The organism is Paraburkholderia megapolitana (genome assembly GCF_007556815.1).
In the GTDB taxonomy this organism is placed as follows: domain Bacteria; phylum Pseudomonadota; class Gammaproteobacteria; order Burkholderiales; family Burkholderiaceae; genus Paraburkholderia; species Paraburkholderia megapolitana.
In genome coordinates this window covers 529,599-551,354 of record NZ_CP041745.1, presented here as the reverse complement: position 1 = coordinate 551,354, position 21,756 = coordinate 529,599, and the positions used below count along the sequence as shown (strand labels likewise).

Annotated in this window: 21 protein-coding genes; 6 read left to right on the top strand and 15 right to left on the bottom strand. The window is 63.0% G+C overall.

The window, feature by feature from the left end:
- Window positions 1-126 precede the first annotated feature (126 nt).
- From FNZ07_RS15885 to FNZ07_RS15875, 3 genes are all read right to left on the bottom strand, one after another.
- Window positions 127-696, bottom strand: coding sequence for a barstar family protein (locus tag FNZ07_RS15885; protein ID WP_170275779.1), 570 nt, complete (start codon window positions 694-696; stop codon window positions 127-129).
- Window positions 697-703: 7 nt separating this feature from the next.
- Complete coding sequence (locus tag FNZ07_RS15880) at window positions 704-1,111, bottom strand: ribonuclease (RefSeq protein WP_091009835.1); 408 nt, start codon at window positions 1,109-1,111, stop codon at window positions 704-706.
- Between the two features lie 364 nt (window positions 1,112-1,475).
- On the bottom strand, window positions 1,476-3,815 hold the full coding sequence (locus tag FNZ07_RS15875; protein ID WP_091009832.1) for an NADP-dependent malic enzyme: 2,340 nt from the start codon (window positions 3,813-3,815) through the stop codon (window positions 1,476-1,478).
- Window positions 3,816-4,001: 186 nt separating this feature from the next.
- Here FNZ07_RS15875 and thiL point away from each other — a divergent pair, with 186 nt between their 5' ends.
- From thiL to FNZ07_RS15855, 4 genes are all read left to right on the top strand, one after another.
- Window positions 4,002-5,009 (top strand): thiamine-phosphate kinase, encoded by a 1,008-nt coding sequence (gene thiL, locus FNZ07_RS15870; RefSeq protein WP_091009831.1) that lies wholly within the window; start codon window positions 4,002-4,004, stop codon window positions 5,007-5,009.
- Window positions 4,999-5,556 carry a phosphatidylglycerophosphatase A family protein gene (locus FNZ07_RS15865; RefSeq protein ID WP_177228260.1) on the top strand — a complete coding sequence of 186 codons (558 nt, stop codon included), beginning with the start codon at window positions 4,999-5,001 and terminating at the stop codon, window positions 5,554-5,556. The genes thiL and FNZ07_RS15865 overlap by 11 nt, the downstream gene beginning before the upstream one ends.
- A gap of 25 nt (window positions 5,557-5,581) precedes the next feature.
- Window positions 5,582-6,082: a CinA family protein gene (locus FNZ07_RS15860; RefSeq protein ID WP_091009825.1), complete on the top strand. Its 501-nt coding sequence runs from the start codon at window positions 5,582-5,584 to the stop codon at window positions 6,080-6,082.
- 90 nt (window positions 6,083-6,172) lie between these two features.
- Entirely contained in the window at window positions 6,173-6,679 is a 507-nt protein-coding gene (locus tag FNZ07_RS15855; protein WP_091009822.1) for a cupin domain-containing protein, read from the top strand.
- 106 nt (window positions 6,680-6,785) lie between these two features.
- Here FNZ07_RS15855 and pyrF read toward each other — a convergent pair whose 3' ends face one another.
- From pyrF to FNZ07_RS15800, 11 genes are all read right to left on the bottom strand, one after another.
- Entirely contained in the window at window positions 6,786-7,601 is an 816-nt protein-coding gene (gene pyrF / locus FNZ07_RS15850) for an orotidine-5'-phosphate decarboxylase (protein ID WP_091009820.1), read from the bottom strand.
- A gap of 96 nt (window positions 7,602-7,697) precedes the next feature.
- Window positions 7,698-8,777 carry an aldose 1-epimerase gene (locus FNZ07_RS15845; RefSeq protein ID WP_091009818.1) on the bottom strand — a complete coding sequence of 360 codons (1,080 nt, stop codon included), beginning with the start codon at window positions 8,775-8,777 and terminating at the stop codon, window positions 7,698-7,700.
- Between the two features lie 133 nt (window positions 8,778-8,910).
- A complete protein-coding gene (locus FNZ07_RS15840) occupies window positions 8,911-9,867 on the bottom strand; it encodes an SMP-30/gluconolactonase/LRE family protein (RefSeq protein WP_091009815.1) in 957 nt (318 codons plus the stop codon).
- A complete protein-coding gene (locus FNZ07_RS15835) occupies window positions 9,864-10,664 on the bottom strand; it encodes an SDR family NAD(P)-dependent oxidoreductase (protein WP_091009812.1) in 801 nt (266 codons plus the stop codon). Before FNZ07_RS15835 ends, FNZ07_RS15840 begins: the two co-directional genes overlap by 4 nt.
- Before the next feature lie 34 nt (window positions 10,665-10,698).
- Complete coding sequence (araH, locus tag FNZ07_RS15830) at window positions 10,699-11,715, bottom strand: L-arabinose ABC transporter permease AraH (RefSeq protein ID WP_091009809.1); 1,017 nt, start codon at window positions 11,713-11,715, stop codon at window positions 10,699-10,701.
- A 40-nt stretch (window positions 11,716-11,755) separates the two neighbouring features.
- Window positions 11,756-13,279, bottom strand: coding sequence for an L-arabinose ABC transporter ATP-binding protein AraG (araG, locus tag FNZ07_RS15825; protein ID WP_091010891.1), 1,524 nt, complete (start codon window positions 13,277-13,279; stop codon window positions 11,756-11,758).
- Window positions 13,280-13,457: 178 nt separating this feature from the next.
- Window positions 13,458-14,456, bottom strand: a complete 999-nt coding sequence (locus FNZ07_RS15820; RefSeq protein WP_091009807.1) for an arabinose ABC transporter substrate-binding protein — start codon at window positions 14,454-14,456, stop codon at window positions 13,458-13,460.
- A gap of 171 nt (window positions 14,457-14,627) precedes the next feature.
- Window positions 14,628-15,404, bottom strand: coding sequence for an SDR family oxidoreductase (locus FNZ07_RS15815; RefSeq protein WP_091009804.1), 777 nt, complete (start codon window positions 15,402-15,404; stop codon window positions 14,628-14,630).
- The gene (locus FNZ07_RS15810; protein WP_091010890.1) at window positions 15,401-16,081 is read right to left on the bottom strand and encodes a 2-dehydro-3-deoxy-6-phosphogalactonate aldolase; all 681 of its coding nucleotides are present in this window, start codon (window positions 16,079-16,081) and stop codon (window positions 15,401-15,403) included. Before FNZ07_RS15810 ends, FNZ07_RS15815 begins: the two co-directional genes overlap by 4 nt.
- Before the next feature lie 40 nt (window positions 16,082-16,121).
- Window positions 16,122-17,237: a 2-dehydro-3-deoxygalactonokinase gene (locus tag FNZ07_RS15805; protein WP_091009801.1), complete on the bottom strand. Its 1,116-nt coding sequence runs from the start codon at window positions 17,235-17,237 to the stop codon at window positions 16,122-16,124.
- Window positions 17,234-18,184, bottom strand: coding sequence for an IclR family transcriptional regulator (locus FNZ07_RS15800; RefSeq protein ID WP_245811406.1), 951 nt, complete (start codon window positions 18,182-18,184; stop codon window positions 17,234-17,236). Before FNZ07_RS15800 ends, FNZ07_RS15805 begins: the two co-directional genes overlap by 4 nt.
- A 260-nt stretch (window positions 18,185-18,444) precedes the next feature.
- On the opposite strand from FNZ07_RS15800, the gene FNZ07_RS15795 reads away from it, so the two are divergent.
- On the top strand, window positions 18,445-20,610 hold the full coding sequence (locus tag FNZ07_RS15795) for a hypothetical protein (protein ID WP_091010889.1): 2,166 nt from the start codon (window positions 18,445-18,447) through the stop codon (window positions 20,608-20,610).
- 7 nt (window positions 20,611-20,617) lie between these two features.
- The gene (locus tag FNZ07_RS15790) at window positions 20,618-21,325 is read left to right on the top strand and encodes a DUF3142 domain-containing protein (RefSeq protein ID WP_091009798.1); all 708 of its coding nucleotides are present in this window, start codon (window positions 20,618-20,620) and stop codon (window positions 21,323-21,325) included.
- A 34-nt stretch (window positions 21,326-21,359) separates the two neighbouring features.
- Here the strand turns inward: FNZ07_RS15790 and FNZ07_RS15785 are convergent, their stop codons facing one another.
- A complete protein-coding gene (locus FNZ07_RS15785) occupies window positions 21,360-21,749 on the bottom strand; it encodes a RidA family protein (RefSeq protein ID WP_091009795.1) in 390 nt (129 codons plus the stop codon).
- Between the last annotated feature and the right edge of the window lie 7 nt (window positions 21,750-21,756).

Genomic DNA, 21,756 nt, shown 5'->3' with positions numbered 1-21,756 from the left:
TTGTCGCTTATCGCTGCACGTAGAAAAGCACAGGGCCCGCCAGTTGGCGGGCCCTGTGCTTCCTGTCTGCGGTATCGAACGACGCTCGCGTCATCCAGTCACGCCTGCTGTCAAATCGCGAGGCGCTCAGGCAAACGAATAGAACACCCGGAACGCGACCTTCCGCTCGGCCCAGAATTCGGCGGCTTCACGGAATACGTCGAGCAGCGTTTCGCGACCTTCCTTGTCGAATTTCTGCGCCACCGGCAGTGCCTCGAGCACGATCACGAAACCAGGCTGCGTGCCGGCCTTTTGAACCAGGTCGGTCAGGCAGTCAAAAAGCGCGTCGTAGTTCTTGCCGAAATGCTTCGGAAACAAAAACGACGTCGCAATCGTTTCGAGCACTTCCTGCTTCGATTGTGCGCACGCGCATTGCGCATACAGAAAATGCTGACCGAGCTGGTTCGCCTCGTCGGCCAGATCCTGCACGCGAAACGCGCGGATCGACTGTACGATGTTCGGTCGTACGGTCTTGAAAAGACTCATGGGCTCCTCATTCGATGAAAGCACCGTGCTGGCTTCGCTCTGGTTGTCCCCGTCGTGACCGGCGGCGCGCATCTGCATGACGCGCTGGAACAGATTGCCGTCGCCGGCCGCGAAAAGATCCGTCGCGACTCCGGTGTCGTGCGCGTAGACGTTGTCGCTCATGCCGTTCATCCCAATATCATTCAACAATACGTTTAAAACTGGTGTAGTGGTCGTCGGAGTAAAAACAATTATCGGTCTGCCTGAGCGGACCGCCACAGACGATGCGCCGCGCACCGCGGTTGCGCGCACGGGGCGTAGGAACGGTGTATTCGTGGTAATAGCCGCGCCGCTGCGGCGTCAGCAACCGCTCGTAGTTGCCGAATACGATGCCGTCCTTCTCATACGGATAAGGCCCGCCTGCCGCAATCAAGTTCAATGTATTGACTGCCTCGCGGGGCAGTTGCGCCACCGCGACGGTACCCTGCGCCTGAATCCCGGCTGGAACCGCATAGTCTCGCGCCAAAGCGCCTTCGACTAGCCCCCCGCACAGACTGACCGTCAGGGCGGCGTTGAGCACGCCGTTGCGGAGCCACTTGCGTGCCATGAATCAGGATTCCCGTTGTTGAATCACGAGTTCGACGACCATGAAAGCCGTAAGGGTATCGCTAATAGCCTTTGGAATCAATGTTCGTGCGCCGTATGCAAGGTTCCTTTGGCACAGAAAAGCCTCGTAAAACGGTAGTTTTGACGACTTTTGACAAATACCCTATCTGGATCAAGATAAAATTAACCCAATGACGCGTCGAAAGGGCCTCGCACAAAGGTTTTTCCCTCTCGACTGTCAGGGCCACCCGGAGCTGGCGCTGCAGCGCCGGAGCCATTTTCGGGCGACATTCCCCTGTTCGCCCAAAGGCGTGCCGTGGCAGGCACGCCTTTCTTTTTTATCCGGGCGAAATTTCTACGGGAAATTAGCGCGCGGCGCTCACATCCGCGACCAGCAGTGCGGTCATGTTGACGATCCGGCGGACCGTCGCCGACGAAGTCAGCACATGCACCGGTTGTGCCGCGCCGAGCAGCATCGGGCCGATTGCGATGTTGTTGCCGGCGGCCGTCTTCAGCAGGTTGTACGAGATATTTGCCGCGTCGATGTTCGGCAGCACCAGCAGGTTCGCGTCGCCTTCGAGCGTCGATTCCGGCAGCACTTCACGACGCAGGTTTGCATCGAGCGCGACGTCGCCGTGCATTTCGCCGTCCACTTCCAGATCCGGCGCGCGCTCGCGCAGCAACGCCAGCGTGTCGCGCATTTTCTGCGCGGACGGCGCGTGGCTCGTGCCGAAGTTCGAATGCGAGACCAGCGCGATCTTCGGTTCGATGCCGAAGCGGCGCACTTCTTCGGCGGCCATGATGGTGATTTCGCAGAGCTGTTCCGGCGTCGGATCGACGTTCACGTGCGTGTCGACGAGGAAGATCTGCCGGCCTGGCAGCACCAGCGCGTTCATAGCCGCGTAGACGCTGCAGCCTGCGCGCTTGCCGATCACCTGGTCGACGAAGTGCAGATGGCGATGCGTCGTGCTGATCGTGCCGCAGATCATCCCGTCGGCTTCGCCCTTCTTCACCATCATCGAGCCGATCAGCGTCGTACGGCGGCGCATTTCGAGCTTGGCCATCTGCTCGCTGATGCCCTTGCGCGCCATCATCTTGTGATATTCCTGCCAGTACGCGCGATAGCGCTCGTCGTGATCGGTGTTGACGACCGTGTAGTCCTGGCCGGCTGTGAGCCGCAGTCCATAACGCGTCATGCGTTGTTCGATCACCGACGGACGGCCGATCAGGATCGGCTTCGCGAGCTTCTCGTCGACGATGATCTGCACCGCGCGCAATACGCGCTCTTCTTCGCCTTCCGCGAACACGATGCGCTTCTTCTCCGGCTCGACGCTGCGCGCGAGCTGGAAGATCGGCTTCATCGTCGTGCCGCTGTGATAGACGAACTGCTGCAGATGTTGTTCGTACGCATCCATGTCTTCGATCGGCCGGGTCGCCACGCCCGAATCCATCGCGGCTTTCGCCACAGCCGGCGCGATCTTGACGATCAGGCGCGGATCGAACGGCTTTGGAATCAGGTATTCCGGCCCGAACGACAGATCCTGAATGCCATACGCGGTCGCGACGATATCGCTCTGCTCCTGGCGCGCCAGCTCGGCAATCGCATTCACCGCGGCAATTTCCATCTCGCGCGTCACCGTCGTGGCGCCCGCATCGAGCGCACCGCGGAAGATGAACGGAAAACACAGCACGTTATTGACCTGATTCGGATAGTCCGTGCGGCCCGTTGCGAGCACGGCATCCGGGCGCACTTCGAGCGCCAGTTCCGGCAGGATTTCCGGCGTCGGGTTCGCGAGTGCGAGGATCAGCGGCCTGGCGGCCATTCCCTTGACCATCTCCGGCTTCAGCACACCGCCCGCCGACAGCCCCAGGAAAATATCCGCGCCGCCAATCGCTTCGGCGAGCGTGCGCGCGTCGGTCTCACGGGCGAAACGTTCCTTGTCCGGGTCCATCAGTTCGACGCGGCCTTTGTAGACGACACCAGCGAGGTCGGTCACCAGAATGTTTTCGATCGGCAGGCCGAGATCGACGAGCAGGTCCAGACACGCAAGCGACGCAGCGCCTGCGCCCGATGCGACCAGCTTCACGCTCTTGATGTCCTTCTGAACCACTTTCAGACCGTTGGTGATCGCCGCCGCGACGACGATGGCCGTGCCGTGCTGGTCATCGTGGAAGACCGGAATCTTCATGCGCTTGCGGCACTCGCGCTCGACGATGAAACAGTCGGGCGCCTTGATGTCTTCAAGGTTGATCCCGCCGAACGTCGGTTCGAGCGCGGCGATCACGTCGACCAGCTTGTGCGGGTCCGACTCGTTCAGCTCGATGTCGAACACGTCGATGCCGGCAAACTTCTTGAACAGCACCGCCTTGCCTTCCATCACCGGCTTCGACGCGAGCGGCCCGATGTTGCCGAGGCCGAGCACCGCGGTGCCGTTCGTCACGACGCCGACCAGGTTGCTGCGCGCGGTGAAGCGGGCAGCGTTCAGCGGATTCTCGACGATCGCCTCACACGCGAAGGCGACGCCCGGCGAATACGCCAACGCGAGATCGCGCTGGTTGATCATCTGCTTGGTCGGCGCGATCGCGATCTTTCCCGGAGTGGGAAACTCGTGATAATCGAGTGCGGCTTCGCGGAGTTTGCTATCGGTGGGATTGGACATGAGGCGGGCTTCGAGGTGCGGATTAGAATGGATATTCGACGGCATTGTAGCCCCAATCTCCGGCCCAATTCCGTCGGAAAGGGTACAACTGCCGCACCCGAAATAACTCTGAAGAAACCGCCACAGTAGCCGCGCAACCGCGCTGTTTGCCTGGTTTTACCGTGCAGTACGCGCTACCATGCGCGCTTTTAACCGCATTTGCCTTCGCTTTCGCGTACGCCGGACATCGCCATGCTCTCCGAGTTTTCGTTGATCGACCGCTTCTTTGCCCGGCGTGCCGCGGCTGGTGCGCCGCGCGCCGACGTGCCGCTCGGCATCGGCGACGACTGTGCGCTACTCGCACCGCGCGCTGGCGAGATGCTGGCAATTTCGACGGACATGCTGGTGGAAGGGCGCCATTTCTTCGCCGATGTCGATCCGCACGCGCTGGGTCACAAGGCGCTGGCGGTCAACCTGTCGGACCTCGCGGCGATGGGTGCGCGGCCGCAGGGGTTCACGCTGGCGTTCTCGCTACCGCAAGCGAGCGAAGCGTGGCTCGAGCCATTCAGCAACGGCCTGTTCGAACTGGCCGAGCGATTCGATTGCCCGCTGATCGGCGGCGATACCACGGGCGGGCCGCTCAATCTGTGTTTGACCGTGTTCGGTTCGGTGCCGCCTCAGCATGCGCTGCGGCGCGATGCGGCCCAGCCTGGCGATGACATCTGGATCTCGGGCGTACTTGGCGATGCGCGCGCTGGTTTGGGTGTGTTGCGTGGCGAATGGCAGACGAACGACGCCGATGCCGCACTTTTCCGTCACGCAATGGAGCGACCCGAGCCGCGTGTCGCGCTCGGTCTCGCGTTGCGCGGCATCGCGCACGCGGCGCTCGATCTGTCCGACGGGCTCGCCGGCGATCTGCTGCATATCCTCGAGCGCTCGCAGGTCGGTGCGACCGTCGATGTCGACGCCGTACCGCGTTCCGCCGCATTGCGCCAGTTCCCCGCCGACATACAGCGGCGCTGCACGCTCGCCGGTGGTGACGACTACGAACTCTGCTTTACTGCTCCGCAAGCAGCGCGCGCGGCGGTTGAAGCCGCGGGCCGCGAGGCCGCCGTAACCGTGACGCGCATCGGTACAATAACCGCTCTTCAAGCGGTTGCAGGCGCACCTGCAACCGCGCCCGCGATCGCCTGGCGCGACGCAACCGGCACACCGCTCACCCTGACGTTGCAAGGCTTCGATCATTTCCATGCAGACTGAACCCCCGCTCGTCCCCACCGACGATCTCCCCGGCGGCTCCGGCCCGAACCCCGGCAAGCCGGGACCGCGCCGAGCGAACTCCCGCTTCATGCTGTCGCACCCGCTGCATATCCTGTCGCTCGGGTTCGGCAGCGGGCTCTCGCCGATCATGCCCGGCACCGTCGGCACGCTGTTCGCATGGGCCTCGTTCGATGCGTTCAGTCGCTATCTGACGGTGATCGACTGGGGCCTGCTGATCGTCATCGGATTCTTCGCCGGCATCGCCATCACCGGTTTCACCGCGAAGCGGCTCGGCACCGACGATCCGTCGCCGGTCGTCTGGGACGAAATCGTCGCGTTCTGGCTCGTTCTACTGATGGTGACACCCGTCACGTTCATTGGGCAGTTGTGGGCGTTTGTCGTGTTTCGCTTCTTCGACATGGTGAAACCACCGCCCATCGGTTATTTCGACCGCAAGCTGAAAGGTGGTTTTGGCATCATGTTCGACGACCTTGCCGCCGCGTTCTACACGTTGCTCGTGATTGCGCTGTGGCGCATGTCGGTCTGACCGACACCCGTTACCGGACCCCCGCATGCCTACCGATTCCGTCGTCCATCAGCTCGCCATCCGCGTCGGCAACCGGCTGCGCGACGGGCGCCTGATGCTCACCACCGCTGAATCCTGCACCGGCGGCATGGTGGCCACCGCGATCACCGATATTTCCGGCAGCAGCGGCTGGTTCGAGCGCGGCTTCGTCACCTATTCGAACCAGGCGAAGAGCGAAATGATCGGCGTGCCGGCCGAGCTGATCGACCGTCATGGTGCAGTCAGCGAGCCGGTTGCGCGTGCGATGGCGGAGGGTGCGCTGCGCAACAGCCGCGCGCAGGTCGCGCTATCGATTACCGGCGTCGCCGGGCCGGGCGGCGGTACGGAAACGAAGCCGGTCGGGATGGTGTCGTTCGGCTGGAGCAACCGTCTGCATACCGCCGTCGAAACCGTCGTGTTCAAGGGCGGTCGCGAGCAGATCCGCGTGCAGGCTGCCGCGCATGCGTTGCGTGGCGTGCTTGCGCTGCTCGACGAGCAGGAACGCTGAAGCGCCGCTCGTCGTCTCTTAGTATTCTTGTTGTGTGACTTCCGCCGGCCCTTGCTGCGGGCCGCCACCTTGGCCTCTCTCACGACTCCCATGCAGACCAACGATCTCGACCGACACGCCTTGATCCGCCGCTTCGACCTGAAGCCGCATCCGGAAGGCGGCTTCTTCAGCGAAACCTATCGGGCCGCAGACGGCGTGCATCGCGAAGGCTCAAACGAGCGGCGCTCGGCATCGACGGCGATCTACTACCTGCTATGCGACGGCGCCCATTCCTCGTGGCACCGCATTCGCTCCGACGAAGTCTGGCATTTCTATGCCGGCGAACCGCTCGACGTGCATGTACTCGATAACGCCGGACAGCTCACCACGCATCGGCTCGGCAATGCGCTGACGCATCCGGACACGGTGTTTCAGGCAGTGGTGCCGGCTGGGTTGTGGTTTGCCGCGGAATGCGTGGATCCGGCGAGCTTTGCGCTCGTCGGTTGTACGGTGGCGCCTGGGTTCGAGTTCAGTGAGTTCGAACTGGCCGATGCAGAAGCGCTGCGGCAGGCGTGGCCACAGCACGATGCGCTCATCGCGCGGCTTGGGCCGCGTTAACGCTTGGTTGTAACGCTGAGCCGTTGCGCTGAGCTTTAACGCAGGGCATCTGCGCGGGAATCGGCCGCGCCAGCCGCATAGCCGACGCGTAACCCGATGTACCGCTTCAGCGCGATGCGTTGATCGTATCGCGCGTCAGTTGCGCGGCAGCCGCAGCAGCCTGCGCAAAATCGTCGCCCTTGCCCGCATAGATGATTGCGCGCGACGAGTTGATCAGCATCCCCGCCCCCGACGCGGTGCGCCCTGCGCGCACGGTCGCTTCCACATCGCCGCCTTGCGCGCCGATGCCGGGAATCAGCAGCGGCATATCGCCGACAATCCCACGCACGACTTCGATTTCCTTCGGGAACGTCGCGCCGACTACCAGCCCAAGCTGCCCGCTAGCGTTCCACTTCTCTGCCGCAAGCTGCGCGACCACCTGATACAGCGGGCGCCCCGCCGTGTCGAGAAACTGCAGATCGGAGCCGCCCGCATTCGATGTGCGGCACAACACGATCACACCCTTACCGTCATGCTCAAGATACGGCTCGATCGAATCGAAACCCATGTACGGATTCACCGTGACCGCGTCCGCGCCGTAACGCTCGAAGACTTCGCGTGCGTACTGCTCAGCGGTGCTGCCGATATCGCCGCGCTTCGCGTCGAGCACAACCGGCAAGCCCGGATGATGCGCGTGAATGTGCGCGATCAGTTGTTCGAGTTGATCTTCGGCACGATGTGCCGAGAAATAGGCGATCTGCGGTTTGAACGACGAAGCGTAAGGCGCAGTCGCGTCGACGATCGCGCGGCAGAAATCGAAGATCGCATCGGCCCGGTTCGCGAGCGCGCCGGGAAACTTCGCGGGATCGGGATCGAGACCGACGCACAGCAGCGAATTCGTGCGCTGCCAAGCGTCGTTGAGCGTCTGGATGAAAGAAGGCATGGGGAGGGCTCGCGGCGGAATGACGGGTAGGGGCTGTATTTTACCCGGCCCGCGTCGCGGCCCAGCGAAGATGCGGCGCGCGTTAACTGCGAGCTGTCAGTTGTCCGTGTGCGCTTGCCGCTTCGCGCGACCGCCGGCCGTCGCCGTCGCGCGTAATCCGATCGGCTCAACCGTAAAGCGGAACTCGCGCCTGAGTCGTGCGCCGCGTGCGAGCAGGGTCATGCCATGCTCGGTTGCGCCACCTGGCAAGTTGGCTGCATTGATCGGATGATCGACCGGTTCGAAGCAGAAGAACGTCTCGCCGGGCGGCGTGTACAGCACGTAGTAATCGGTATTCGCCGCCACTGTCAGCGACAGCCGCCGCTTCGGCCATGCAACAGTCGCCTGACCGCTCCAGCCCGTGAAAGCATGATTGACGACCGCACCGGGTAGCGGATACGCGACGCCGAACTGCCACGCAGGCGGCACCGGTACGTGGCGCACGGGGAGCCAGTCGTCGCCGGATAGCCAGAGCCCCCCTGCCGCAGCCGACAACACCGTATCGTCATCGCGCACGAGAAACGGATGGATGCCGAGACCGAACGGCAACGCATCGCGTCCGACGTTTTCGATTTCCAGCGCGATCGCGAGCGTCGAGCCTTCGAGCGTATAGGTTTGTACCGCGCGATAGGCGTACGGCTTGCCGTCGCTGCGGTCGAGCGTCAGCCGCACGCTTTCGTCGCTCGCTGCATCGACCTGCCACTGCGCGAGCCAGCCGTCGCCGTGAATCGGCAGCGCTTCGGCCGCGCGATTGCGCGGCACGTCGATCACGCGCCCTGCCACGCTGAAGCGTCCGCCGCCCAGCCGATTCGAAAACGGCAGCAGCGGATAGCAGGCGAGTTCGTTGGGATCGGTGTCGGCGGTGACGTGCCGGCAACGGCGAAAGATCGGCACGGAGTTGCCGTCGCTGCGCCAGTCGAAGCGCGTCACGCCGCCGCCAAGTAGCGGCGCGACATCGAGACGCAGATGCGCATTGGCCAGCGTCACGCCCGCGATATCGCTCTCGATGCCAGCGCCGATCGCGACCGCCGACGTGCTGGGTCCGGGAAGCACCGGATGTGAAGTAGACGCGAGCCGCGCGCGACGCAGCCGCGACGACGGTGAAGTAGACGGGCCGGCAGGATTCGCGACTGTCATATCAGGCTCCATCGAGAGGCGTAGAACACGGCAACCGTCGACGACGGCTGCGTCTGCGGGCGGCTCGTCTACGTTGCCGCCTCTTCAGGTCTGTACTGCGTGCGCTGCTACGAAACGTACTACCGTACTCGTACTACCCGGAGAACGACACGTTACTGCGGCGACGTCCACGTGCCGCGCCAAACGCACTGCGCGGGCGTCCCCGAAAAACTGCGTCCGGCAAGCCGCGTCGCGCAGGTGTTGCGACGAATACGCCACCGGCCCGCGAATCGACAGCGAGCGCTGCGGCATCGAGACCGATGCGCGCACTGGTGATATACAGCGTGCCGAGCCGCGGACCGCCGAACGCAACGCAACTCGGTTGCACGGTCGGCACGGCAACGCGTGCGGTTTCGACACCGTGCGCGTCGTAGCGCACAACCCGGCTACCGCCCCACTGCGCATTCCACAAACCGCCGTCGCTATCGACCGTAGAGCCATCAGGCTCGCCCGTCATATCGCTCAAGCGCACGAATACATGATCGTGCGACACCTGGCCCTGCGCGCTGTAACGGCACGTGCGAATCTCGCGGGTCGGCGAATCGCAGTAGTACATCGTCGCGCCGTCCGGACTGAACGCGATGCTGTTCGAGATCGCCGGCGCGGGCAACGGCAAACGCTCCAGCGTTAAATCGTGATTCAGCCGGTAGAAACCGCCTACCGGTCGCACCGGTGTGCTCTCGTCTTTCGTGCCGAACACGAAGCGCCCCTGACGATCGCAACGACCGTCGTTCACGCGCGTGTTCGTTCCCGGCTCGACGTCAACGATATGTTGAATCTCGCCGCTGACGAGATCGAAGAACGCAAGATGCGTAGCGAGGCCGAGCAGCAGCACATGCTCATCGGCACACAACGCGAAGGTGGCAAGCCGCTCGGGCATCGACCACGACGTGCTGCTGCCGTCGCGCGGATCGTAGCGCCACAGTCGCGCGCCTTCGATATCGGTCCAGTAGAAGCGACCGCTGCGCGCACACCACGTCGCACCCTCACCGAGCGTGCATTTCGCGTCGACGAGCAGCGCCGCGCGATACGTATGCGCCGTTGCGCTCACGCCCAGCCTCCATCGACGATCACGTCCTGCGCGGTGATCATGCGGCTGTCGTCGGCGGCGAGGAACAGCGCCATGCGCGCGAGATCGGCGGGCAGCAGTTCAGCGTCGATGCACTGGCCTTCCTTGATCGCGCGACGCCCGGTGTCATCGAGCCACAGACGCTTCTGTTTCTCCGTCATCACCCAGCCCGGCACCAGCGAATTCACGCGAATACCGTACGGTCCGAGATCACGCGCGAGTCCACGCGTGAGCCCCTGCACCGCCGATTTCGACATCACGTACACCGGGTAACCGCCGTTCTTCAGCATCCAGCTGATCGAGCCGAGATTGATGATCGCGCCGCTGTGCGCAGCCTTCATGTCTTCGATCACAGCTTGCGCCGCGAAGAACTGATGGCGGATGTTCACGGCGATGCCCGCATCGAACGATTCGGGCGTGACTTCGGCGACCGTATGACGACGATCGTTGGCCGCGTTATTGACGAGCACCGCGATCGGGCCGAGCGCCGCCTTCACGTCGGCGATGCCTTTTCTCAAGGCATCGATATCGGTCAGGTCGCACGTCAGGAACAGCGGCTTGTGACGCGCATCGCCGAGCCGGTCGGCCAGTGCTTCGCCGGCACCCGCATCGATATCGAAGAACGCGACGCGCGCGCCCTGCGCGACGAAATGCTCGACGAACGATTCGCCAATGCCGGTCGCGCCGCCGGTGATCAACACCGTGCGATCGACGAGGCTCGGATAGCGCGCGTACAGGTCGTCGGCCTGACGGGCGGTTGCATTAGCCGGAGAAGACATCGTTCGGTTCCTTCGTAAGCTTTGGGAATGAATCTTAGTCGCGCGAGCCGCGGTTCTTCAACTGGTCGAGCAACACGGCGGCCAGCAGGATCGCACCGCGCACCAGGTACTGGTAGAACGCGTCGATGTTCATCAGGTTCATCACGTTCTCGACCGTGCCCATGATCAGCACGCCGATCACGACACCCGAGATCGTCGCACGCCCGCCGAGCAGTGACACGCCGCCCAGCACACACGCCGAAATCACGTTCAACTCGAAGCCTTCGGCGGCGTTCGGCTGCCCCGACGTAATACGCGAAGCGAGAATCACACCGGCCAGCGCGGTCACCGCGCCCTGCACGAGGAAGATGTAGACGCGTGTGCGCTCGACGTTGATACCGGCCAGGCGCGATGCCTCCGGATTACCGCCGATCGCGAGCGTATTACGGCCGTACACGGTCTGGTTCAGCATCACGCCGAACACGATGAAGCACAGCAGCGTGACCCAGATCGGCAGCGACACGCCGAACATCGTCAGGCCGCCGAGCGCGATAAACGTATCCGACGACACGCCGACCGCCTGGCCGTGCGACACGATGAAGCCGAAGCCGCGCACGATTTCCATCGTCGCGAGCGTCGTGATCAGCGCGTTGATGCGCAGATACGCAATCACCGCGCCGTTCACGAAACCGATCACAGCACCCGCCGCGACCGCCGCAATGATCGCGATAAACGTATTGCCGGTCGCGTTGAGCACCATCGCGCACAACACACCAGCAAACGCAACGGTCGAGCCCACCGACAGATCGAAGTCACGCGATGCGAGACAGAACATCATCGTGCAGGCAACCATACCGATCTGCGAAATCGACAGCGCGAGGCCGAGCATGTTTTCGATCGAGAAGAAGTGATCGACGGTCAGCGACATCGTGATGAACATCAGCGCGAAGATGACGATCAGGCTGTACTCGGTGACGTGTTGCCACCACTTCTGCCGGTCGTTGCCCTGCGGAATCAGCGCTTCGGTCGCGCTTGCGGCGGCCTGTTGCGCGAGGTTTTCTCTAGCTTGCATGTCAATACTCCTCCCGTTCCCCACGGGTTGGACTTCAGATTCAGGCCGCCTGAGCGGTTTCGGGCGCGGTCGAGCTTTGCGGCAATGCAAGGCCCAGCACCGACTGTTCGGTCGCTTCGCCGCGCGCGAGCTCCCCGGAAATGCGGCCCTGGCGCATCACGACGATGCGGTCCGAGACGCCCAGCACTTCCGGCAATTCCGACGAAATCATCACGATCGCGCAGCCACGCTCCGCGAGCTGATAGATCACGTTATAGATTTCGTGCTTCGCACCGACGTCGATACCGCGCGTCGGTTCGTCGAGGATCACCACTTTCAGATCGGGCTCCGCGAGCCAGCGCGACAGAATCGCTTTTTGCTGGTTACCGCCCGACAGGAAGCGGATTTTCTGCCGCCGACCGGGTGTCTTGATCTTCAGCAGCTTGATGAAGCGGTCCGCGGTGGCGGCTTCCTTCTTGCGGTCGAGAAACATGCCCGCGCGCAGATAGTGGCGACGGCAACTGATGTTGATGTTCTCCGACACGCTCGCCATCGCGACGATGCCCTCTTCCTTGCGGTCTTCGGGGCACAGCACGATGCCGTGACGGATGGCCTCGCCGGCACTGCGTACCTTGATGGGCTTGCCATCGAGTTTCAGTTCGCCGCCTTTCTTGCGATCCGCACCGTACACGAGGTGCATCAACTCACTACGGCCCGCGCCGACCAGGCCGAAAAAGCCGAGGATTTCGCCGCGCCGTACTTCGAAGCTGGTTGGCTCAGCCAGCGCATGGCCAACGATCGCCTGCGCCGAGAAGCGCACTTCACCTAGCGCCCGCGGCGTGTAGTTGTAGATGTCCGAAATCTCGCGACCGACCATCTCACTCACGATAGTGTCGCGCTTCACGTCTACGAGACTCGGGTGCGATGCGACCTTGCGGCCGTCGCGGAAAATCGTGCACGCGTCGCACAGCTGATAGATCTCGTCCATACGGTGCGAGATGTAGATCAGCGCGCGATTGTCCGCACGCAGATCGCGCACGAGCTTGAACAGCACTTCGGTTTCGCTGTGGGACAGCGAGCTGGTCGGCTCATCGAGTGCGATGACGCGCGCGTTACGCAGCAGCGCCTTGCAGATCTCGACCATCTGCCGCTGCGCGATCGACAGCTTGCCGAGCTTCGCATCGGGATCGAGCGCCACGCCCATCGCGGCGAGCCGTTCGCGCACGAAGCGCTTTGCTTCGCGCTTGTTGACCCAGCCGAGCGAATTCGGCAGCTGACCGAGCAGCAGGTTTTCCGTGACGGTCAAATCCGGCACGTACTGCAATTCCTGGTGAATCACCGCGATACCGGCTGAAATCGACGCGGCTGCGCTCGAAAAGCGCACCTCATTACCGTCGATCAGCACGCGGCCCGAATCCGGTTGATACTCGCCGCCGAGAATTTTAAGCAGCGTCGATTTGCCGGCGCCGTTCTCACCCATCAAGCCGTGCACCTGCCCTGCGTACACGTCGAACGACACACCGTCCAGCGCACGCACGCCTGGAAACACCTTGCCGATCTCATCAAAACGTAGCGTCGCTGACACTTCGCCTCCTGTTGCATCCATACGCCGCCGGAGTCCGGTCACGCAGATTGTCTGCGCGGCCGGCGACGGCCTGTCTCATCCTGCGTGCGCGCGGCGCGAACCTTCGTTCGTACCGCGCGCAGGCCTGCACTGCTTAGCCAGCGGCGAGACGCATCGCGCATCTGCCACATACCATCGCTTACTTCGACGCGAGGCCCATCTTCTCGCGCACGTCGGCGACGTTGTCACGCGTGGCGAGCATGCCTGTCGTCAGCGTGAGCAGCGGCGGTTCCTTGCCTTGCGTGACCCAGTCGTACATCAGCGTCGAGGTTTCTTCGCCATGGCGCTTCGGGCTGATGATCACGGTGCCGTAGAAGCCCGTCGGCGAGCCCTTCTTGAACTCGTTGAGCGCCGAATCCGAACCGCCGATGCCGATGCCGATCATGTTGTCGGCCTTGAAGCCGCGGCTTTCTGCTGCACGAACTGCACCAAGCACACCTTCGTCGTTCAGCGCGTAAGCGACCCAGTGCTTGAACTGCGGATTCTTCGTCAGCGCGATGTTGGCTGCGTTGAACGCGTTTTCCGTGTCCGTCTTCGCCTGCGGCGCTGCGATCACGTTAGCCTTCGGGAAACCGGCGGCAACCAGTGCATCGGTCGCCCCGCTCGTGCGGTCATGTGCAGTGGGAAGCTGCTCGTACGTCACGTCGATCGCGCCGACATCCTTCATGTCCCAGCCGCGCTTCTTGATTTCCGCAGCCAGACCGTCGCCGACCTGCTTGCCGATGTTGTACGCCGAGATACCCATGTGCGGCACGCTCGCGATCGGGTTGCCCGAGCCGTCGACGAGGCGGTCATCGACCGTCATCATCTTCAGGCCGTCGGCCTTCGCTTTCGCGACGATGCCCGGTCCGAGCTTGACGTCGGGCGTGCAGATCACGAAGCCCTGGGCCTTTTGCGCGGCGAGGTTATCGATTGCGCTCATCACCTTTTCACCGGACGGTGCGCCGATCTTCACGAGCGTAAAGCCCTTTTCCTTCGCTGCGATTTCAGCGAACTTCCACTCGTCCTGGAACCAGGGTTCTTCCGGTTGCTTCACGAGGAAGCCGATCTTCACCGGGTCTGCGGCCTGCGCGACCGGTGCGTTGAAAAGCACTCCTGTCGCCGCGGCGGCCAGCGTGAGGAAAATTCTACGTTTCATGATGCGTGTCTCCTGACTAATTGGTAACGAGAAGGTATCGGCCGCGTCTTCTTGTTGCCGGTTCGACACACGCGGCCCGTGCGTTAAACCGGTTCACACTTTTTCTACTACGCCTGCCGCGCGCTCTCCCGTGTTCGTTGCGCGCGTCCTGCCCTGTTGCATTCTCGCGTCTCAGTCGTGATACAGCGCCGAGCGCCCGCCATCGACCGTGATGCAGCTTGCGTTGATAAACGGTGCCTCGTCCGATGCGAGAAAAACCGCGGTCATCGCGACTTCTTCCGGACGGCCGATGCGCTTCATCGGTTGCAACGCGAGCGTTGCTTGCTGCGCAGCGGCCGGATCGGGTTGCGCATTCCACCAGTCGCGCGTTAACTGCGTTTCGACGTAGCCCGGCGCGATCGCGTTGACGCGCACGTTGCGCGGTGCGTACTCGATGCCAAGCGCACGCGTGAGGCCGAGCACACCGTGTTTCGCTACCGGGTACGGAAAGCACCCCGGAATGATCTTGAACGCATGCGTCGACGCAATATTCACGATGCTGCCTGCGCCGCGTTCGACCATGCCCGGCAATACCGCGCGGCAACCGTTCCACACACCGTCGAGATCGACAGCGAAACAACGGCGCCAGTCTTCGTCGGTCATCGTCAGCGGATCGCAGAACACGTTGATGCCGGCGTTGTTCACCAGGATGTCGAGTGGGCCGAATGCGCGCTCGGCTTCGCTGACTGCGTGCTGCACCGACGCCGATTGCGTCACGTCGGTCTGCACGGCGAGCGCGCGTGCGCTGTGCCGCGTTTCGATTTCCCGCGCGGTACGCTGCGCAGTCTCGAGATCGAGTTCAGCGAGCACAACCGCCGCACCTTCGCGCGCAAACGTATCGGCAATCGCCGCACCGATGCCGCGACCGGCACCGGTGATCAGCGCGACTTTGCCGGTCAGTCGATTCATGACTTCGCACCCGCCCTGGCAGCACGCAATCCATCGACGAACGCTTTTGCGTGTGCCGCCGTCGTCGCTGCGCTCTGGCCTGGCTTATACAGCGCGGAGCCGAGCCCGAAACCATTCGCGCCTGCCGACAGGAACGGCCCCATGTTGTCCGGCGCAATTCCACCGACCGGTACCAGCGGCACCTCGGCGGCGATCACCGCGCGCCATGCCTTGACCACGTGTACGCCGAGCTGCTCGGCGGGAAACATCTTCAGCACGTCGGCGCCGTTTTTCAACGCGATGAATGCTTCGGTCGGCGTCGCGACGCCCGGCGCGCATGCCATGCCATGTGTTTTCGCTGCCGACACGACTTCGGGATCGCTATGCGGCATCACGATCAGTTCGCCGCCTGCGGCCTTCACGTCGTGTACGAAGCTCGCATGCAACACGGTCCCCGCACCGACGATCGCATCGACCGGCAACGCTTCGCGGATTGCCGCGATGCTGTCGAACGGTCGCGGTGAGTTGAGCGGCACTTCGACGATGCGAAAGCCGGCTTCGTAGAGTGCGCGTGCATGCTCCACGGCATCGACGGGTGTCACGCCGCGCAGGATTGCGATCAGCGGACACGCTTCGAAGGCCGCCATCAGACCCGTGTGCGGCAGATACGGTGCGGGCAGATTGATGTGGGGTTGCATGTCGGTTCCTTTGAATGTCGTCGGGTCGTTTGCGCTGCCGTTAGCCGGCGTGCGCAGCGTGCGCCGCGCCCGCAACCGGTGCGACGAGGCCTGCTTCGCTAGCGATACGCCAGAGGCCGCGTTCGGTGGCCTGCTTCACCAGCACCGCTTCATGGCAGCCGAACTGTTCGAGCGCGAGACGGTAACGTTCGCACAGCGCCTCGTTACCGATCAGCCGCAGCGGTCGACCGGCGAGTGTCGTGTGTTGTTGCGCAAGCACGGCTTCGAGACCCGCGAGTTCGTGACCGATCAGCAGGCCGGACAGATAGTCGGGTTGCTGGTCGCCGGCGAGCTGCCCGGTCAGACCGAGCGTGCGGGTGCTGAACACGGTGGCAAGCAAACCGGCTTCGCCTCGTTGCCGCGCGATATTCACGCCGCGCACGAATGCATCGGTATCGGGGTAGTCCGGCGTCTTCATCGTGCGACCGAGAATCGTATGCTCGGACAGCGCCGCGAATACTTCACCGGTCATGAACGTATGAAACCGTTCGATCCTGCCGTCCTGCACGACGACCCACTTTGCGTGCGTGCCGGGTAGGCCGACTAGCGTGCGGGTTTCACTATCGCTGTCGTCTGCAAAAGTCGCGTCACCGGAAAGTGCACCGTAAATCTGCGTTTCCTCGCCGCGCATCACGTTCGGCAGTTCGCCGCGCTCGAGTACGCCGGGCACGATATGCAGCGTCGTGCCACGCGCGGACTGCACGCGGACGATGCCGGCTACCAATGCATCCGCAGCAGCGGGCGCGTCGACATACGGCGCTTCCACCCACCCCTGTGCACTACCGACCATCCCCGCCGCGATCACCGGCAGCGCAGGTGCAGCTTCGAGCCACGCGCCGCACACTGCATCGAACGCCGCGTCGAAACCGCCGGCGCTCGCCGCATGCGGCAGATTCATGATGCCCGCGCCCGATGCCTGCGTCGCCAGCACCTCGCCGTCTGCATCGAACAGGTACGCGCGCAGCGATGTGGTGCCCCAGTCGAGCGCGATCAATGCGGCACGCGCGGCAAGCTCACGGCTGGAATGGGCGCCGACGTCGTCGGCGGGTGCGAAAGGGACGGCAATTGCGTCTGTCGCCGTACCGTCTGCCGGCACGGGTGAACCCGATCTTGTCATCGTTTGATCCTGCGTGTGACGGGTTGCGGCGCACGCCAGCCGAGCTCTTCAGAGATCGCGCGCGCTTCGCGTTGCAGGACCGGAATCAGTTCGTCCATGCGTTCGAGCGACATGTAGGGAATCGTGCTCGCCACCGACACCGCCGCGACGATCGCACCCGACGCATCGCGCACCGGCGCGGCGACACAGCGAATCGACGCTTCGTTTTCTTCGAGATCGAACGTGAAGCCGCCTGATGCGTAGTTCGTCATGCGCTGCATGAAGGTCGGCGAATCGGGCCGGTTGTCGGGCTTGAAGCTGACGCTGGCAAGTGCGCGACGCGACGCATCGAAGAGCGATTGCCATACCTCCGGTGCGAGGTCGAGCATCATCGCCTTGCCGATGCCCGTGGACGCCAGCGGCATCCGGTGGCCGACGCGCGAACGCATTTCGAGGCCGCGTGTACCGGGAATCTTGTCGATGTACAGCACATCGTCGCCGTCGCGCACGCCGAGGTGGATCGTGTCGAGCGTCTGCTCAGCCAGCGACTCGAGATGCGGACGCGCGACCGCGGTGAGCGGCATCTGTTCGAGCGCGATCGTGCCAAGTTCGATCAGCTTCGGGCCGAGCAGATAGCCACCCTGCACCTGACGCAGATAGCGCGCCTGCACGAGGCTGCTGACGAGCCGGTGCGTCGTGCTACGCGTCGTCCCGAGTGCGGCGCCGAAGGTACGCAGATCGCGCACGCCCGCGGCAGCGGCTTCGAGTATCGCGAGACCGCGCAACAACGTCTGCGTGCCGGCCTGCTGCGGCGTGATGTCGAGCAGCGTGCTGGGCAGACCGATCGAGTCGGCGGGATCGTGCGGGGCTGGTGTGGCAGACGTCGCCTGGGGGGCAGTCGCGCTGCTGCGTGTGCGGGACGGCAGGTCGGGCTGCACGCGTACTTCCTGTCTCGAGGTGAACGGCATGGCCGGGTTGTCTCCGTGTTTGCTGCCTCTGCCGCATGGCGATGTGTCCTGCGGCGGGCTTGCTGGTTCGGATTGTAGGACGGAGTTTTCAGAATCTCCAATATGTGAGTGTTCGATTCATATATTGGGATATTATGAATTCGATTGCGCCGTGTAGACGAGCGATTCGCCGGGTCGTTATAGTGGTTCGGTTTCGAAAAAGGGGAGCATCACGCGGCTGTTCGCCGCGATGCATTCGATACAACGACAGCATAAGAACGATCCGGAGAACCAGATTGCTGCATCGACACCTGATCACAACACTGATGGCGGTCCTGCTTCCGGTTTCGGCCGCCTACGCGAGTGGGGACATGTCCTGCGATCCCATCAGCGCACTCAGGCAGCCCAGTTATATGTGCGGGGGCGTGCCGATTTTGAGCCCGGGCAACGACACCCGGATCAATGCGATGCTGCTGATGGTCGACAGCAGCAGACTCTCGCCAGTCTTCCCCGATCCCAAAAGCGTCCCGCTCGCTGACAGGACGAATCAGCTGGTCGTCCCGTTTGCGTATGACTTCTCTGGATGGATCAACATCGGCCAGAAGATGCCGGACACTTCGAGCGACACGTCGGACGGCGCCAGCCCGTCGAATCTCTACGCGGATGGCGAGGGCAGCATCTGTCTTAGCGACGCGTCGGGAAGCGCAGCGTTTAACGACGCGGTGCACGCTGCGAAGGACCTTCCCGCTGACGACGCCACGCGTTTGATCGCGGGCCGCGCGGCTTTCGAGTGCGCTGCTGGCAAGACCGGCACTGTGTGGACGAAACCATCGGATCTCAAGTCCGCGCTCGGGCGTCAGTTCGCGACCTATGTCGACGGCGCGTACGCGTTCTACGAGAGCAATTTCGTCTCCGCCTCGAAGGCATTCGCCGATGCATCGCACAGCACCAATCCGTGGCTAAGGGAAACTGCGCTCTACATGGCCGGCCGTGCACAACTGAACGCCGCTCAAGCGGGCGCGTTCGACGCGAACAGCTACGCGCTGGATAGCACCAAAGTCAACAAGCTGGAACTCGGCGCAGCCGACACGGTGTTCCGCGCCTATCTGAAGGTCTATCCACGCGGCCGTTACGCGGCGTCAGCGACAGGACTGCAACGTCGCGTCGCGTGGCTCGGCAGCAATACCGCGCAGCAAGCCGCCCTCTATAGCAAGGCATTTGCGAACTGGTCGCCGTCGACGTCCAACGTACCGCTCGTGCAACTCGCAAACGAACTCGACAGCAAGCTGCTACAGACGTCTAACCTGGACACCAGGCAACTGGAGTCACCATCGGTTCTCGCGATCGTCGACTTGATGCAGATGCGCACATCGGGAGGCGACTCCGAATCGAGCCGACAAAAATCACTGACGCTCAATGAGTTGCAGGCGCAGAAGCCGCGTTTTGCCAGTGCACCGGCGCTATACGATTATCTGGTTGCCGCCTGGTACGTGTACCTTGGCCACAAGCCGGAGCAGGCGCTCGCCTTGCTGCCGCAAGCGCCCGCCGCGTCGCTCGACTACTTCGGTCTGAGCCAGCAGACACTGCGTGGTTTCGCGCTCGAAGACAGCGGCCAGGCGGATCAGGCGCGGCAACTCTGGGCTGAACTGATCCCGCTTGCGAAATACCGGTTGCAGCGCGAGGCGCTGGAGCTTGCACTCTCAATCAATCTCGAGCAGGCGCGCCTCCTCGACCGTGTATTCGCCGACGATTCACCGATTCAGAACGCAGCGATCCGCGCCATCCTGTTGTATCGCGGGGCGGACGCAGACCTGCTGCGCGCGCAGGCGCAAAACACCGCGACCAGTCGCGCACTGCGCGACATCGCGCTGTACACGCTGCTGTACAAAGAATTGACGCGCACGCATTACGCCGACTTCATCGCGGACCTTGCATTGATTCCGGCCACGCCGTCCGATGCGCTGAAACCGTTTGCGCTATCTCGCCTTGCCAATGATGGTGGTTACGCGTGCCCATCCGTACGCGACATCGCGACGACGTTGCAGCAAGACCCCGGCGACGCGAAAGGTCTGAACTGTCTGGCTGAGTTCGTCCGAACCTATCCGGCCGCTGGGGGACTGGACGAATATCCGGTTGTGACCGTCGTACCTCCAGCGCCCGCAGGGACCGAGAACGTGCCGGTAACACTCGGCAGCGTGCCGTCGCAATTCCCAGGCGGAAGCTATCAACGGATGTCGAGTTACCAGAAGGTGATCGGCACCGCGCAGGCACCAAGCGACGATCGAGCCTACGCGCTATATCGCGCGATCAACTGCTTCGCCCCCGGGGGTTTCAGTGAGTGCGGCGGCAACGACATTCCGAAAAGCGCGCGCAAGCAATGGTTCACCACATTGAAGTCCGAGTATCCACGCAGCAAGTGGGCACAGTCGTCGAAATATTACTGGTGAACCGGACATGAAGCGGTTGTTCTGCGCCGGCTTGCTGCTGTGTGCGCGGCTCGCATTTGCCGGCACAGTCGACGCGGCACAATATGACGCATTCTGGCTATGGGCCGGCGTGAAGCCTCAGCCCGTGCTGCACGACGCGCGCACCGTCTACGTGCTGCAAGGACAGATCGAAGCGTCCCCACAGGACGACGCGCAAGTGCGCCTCATCGCGCAGGGTGTGTCATTGCCGGCATTGCCGCACGCGGACGTCTGGCTCGTCTACCGGGCGCATACGTTGCGCTGGACGCCACGCATCGAGCACATCATGCTGGCGCAACTTGCCCGCTGGCGCGCGTCGGGCCGCACGATTACTGGAATTCAGATCGACTTCGACGCGCGCACACACCATCTCCAGGAATACCTCGATTTCCTGCGGAGCCTGCGCGAGCGGTTACCCGCCGATTGCCGGTTGAGCATCACCGGTCTGCTCGACTGGAGCAGTCGCATCGGCGTCGATCAGGTGAACCAGTTGAAGCGGATCGTCGATGAGGTGGTTGTGCAGACGTATCAGGGTCGTCACACGATTGCCGATTCCGACAGGTACTTGTCGCGTGTCGAACAGCTGCAGTTGCCATTCCGGATCGGCCTGATCCAGGGCGGTGAATGGGACGCACCGCGCTATCTCACCGAAAACCCGTGGTTTCGTGGCTACGTCGTATTTCTACGCAACGGATAACGCGGCGACGGGATCAAGGCTCCGACCGCCCCCATCAGGCTCCCGCAGCCGCCTTATACGCAACACAATCCACCTCGACCTTGCAATCGATCACCATGCTCGACACGACACACGCGCGCGCCGGCGGGTTCTCGCCAAAGTACTCGCGAAACACCTTGTTGAACGAAGCGAAATCGCGCGGATCGTCGAGCCACACGCCGCAGCGCACGACATGCTCCGCGCCGTAGCCCGCTTCCGTCAGGATCGCGAACACGTTCTGGATCGCCTTGTGTGATTGAGCGACGATACCGCCGTCGATCACTTCGCCGTTTTCCATCGGCGTCTGGCCCGACACGTACAGCCAGCCATCGGCTTCGACTGCGCGCGCAAACGGCATGTGCTGTCCGCCCGTTCCTTTACCGCCTTCCACTCCATATCGCTTCATCGTTTCA

Coding starts and splice junctions, on each gene's coding strand:
- FNZ07_RS15845 (WP_091009818.1), bottom strand. CDS start 8,777: ATGACAGTCGCGAATCCTGCCGGCCCGTCTACTTCACCGTCGTCGCGG.
- FNZ07_RS15805 (WP_091009801.1), bottom strand. CDS start 17,237: ATGACAAGATCGGGTTCACCCGTGCCGGCAGACGGTACGGCGACAGAC.
- thiL (WP_091009831.1), top strand. CDS start 4,002: ATGCTCTCCGAGTTTTCGTTGATCGACCGCTTCTTTGCCCGGCGTGCC.
- FNZ07_RS15785 (WP_091009795.1), bottom strand. CDS start 21,749: ATGAAGCGATATGGAGTGGAAGGCGGTAAAGGAACGGGCGGACAGCAC.
- FNZ07_RS15875 (WP_091009832.1), bottom strand. CDS start 3,815: ATGCCGTCGAATATCCATTCTAATCCGCACCTCGAAGCCCGCCTCATG.
- FNZ07_RS15865 (WP_177228260.1), top strand. CDS start 4,999: ATGCAGACTGAACCCCCGCTCGTCCCCACCGACGATCTCCCCGGCGGC.
- pyrF (WP_091009820.1), bottom strand. CDS start 7,601: ATGCCTTCTTTCATCCAGACGCTCAACGACGCTTGGCAGCGCACGAAT.
- FNZ07_RS15835 (WP_091009812.1), bottom strand. CDS start 10,664: ATGTCTTCTCCGGCTAATGCAACCGCCCGTCAGGCCGACGACCTGTAC.
- FNZ07_RS15815 (WP_091009804.1), bottom strand. CDS start 15,404: ATGAATCGACTGACCGGCAAAGTCGCGCTGATCACCGGTGCCGGTCGC.
- FNZ07_RS15810 (WP_091010890.1), bottom strand. CDS start 16,081: ATGCAACCCCACATCAATCTGCCCGCACCGTATCTGCCGCACACGGGT.
- FNZ07_RS15800 (WP_245811406.1), bottom strand. CDS start 18,184: ATGCCGTTCACCTCGAGACAGGAAGTACGCGTGCAGCCCGACCTGCCG.
- FNZ07_RS15880 (WP_091009835.1), bottom strand. CDS start 1,111: ATGGCACGCAAGTGGCTCCGCAACGGCGTGCTCAACGCCGCCCTGACG.
- FNZ07_RS15820 (WP_091009807.1), bottom strand. CDS start 14,456: ATGAAACGTAGAATTTTCCTCACGCTGGCCGCCGCGGCGACAGGAGTG.
- FNZ07_RS15855 (WP_091009822.1), top strand. CDS start 6,173: ATGCAGACCAACGATCTCGACCGACACGCCTTGATCCGCCGCTTCGAC.
- FNZ07_RS15790 (WP_091009798.1), top strand. CDS start 20,618: ATGAAGCGGTTGTTCTGCGCCGGCTTGCTGCTGTGTGCGCGGCTCGCA.
- FNZ07_RS15860 (WP_091009825.1), top strand. CDS start 5,582: ATGCCTACCGATTCCGTCGTCCATCAGCTCGCCATCCGCGTCGGCAAC.
- FNZ07_RS15885 (WP_170275779.1), bottom strand. CDS start 696: ATGAACGGCATGAGCGACAACGTCTACGCGCACGACACCGGAGTCGCG.
- araH (WP_091009809.1), bottom strand. CDS start 11,715: ATGCAAGCTAGAGAAAACCTCGCGCAACAGGCCGCCGCAAGCGCGACC.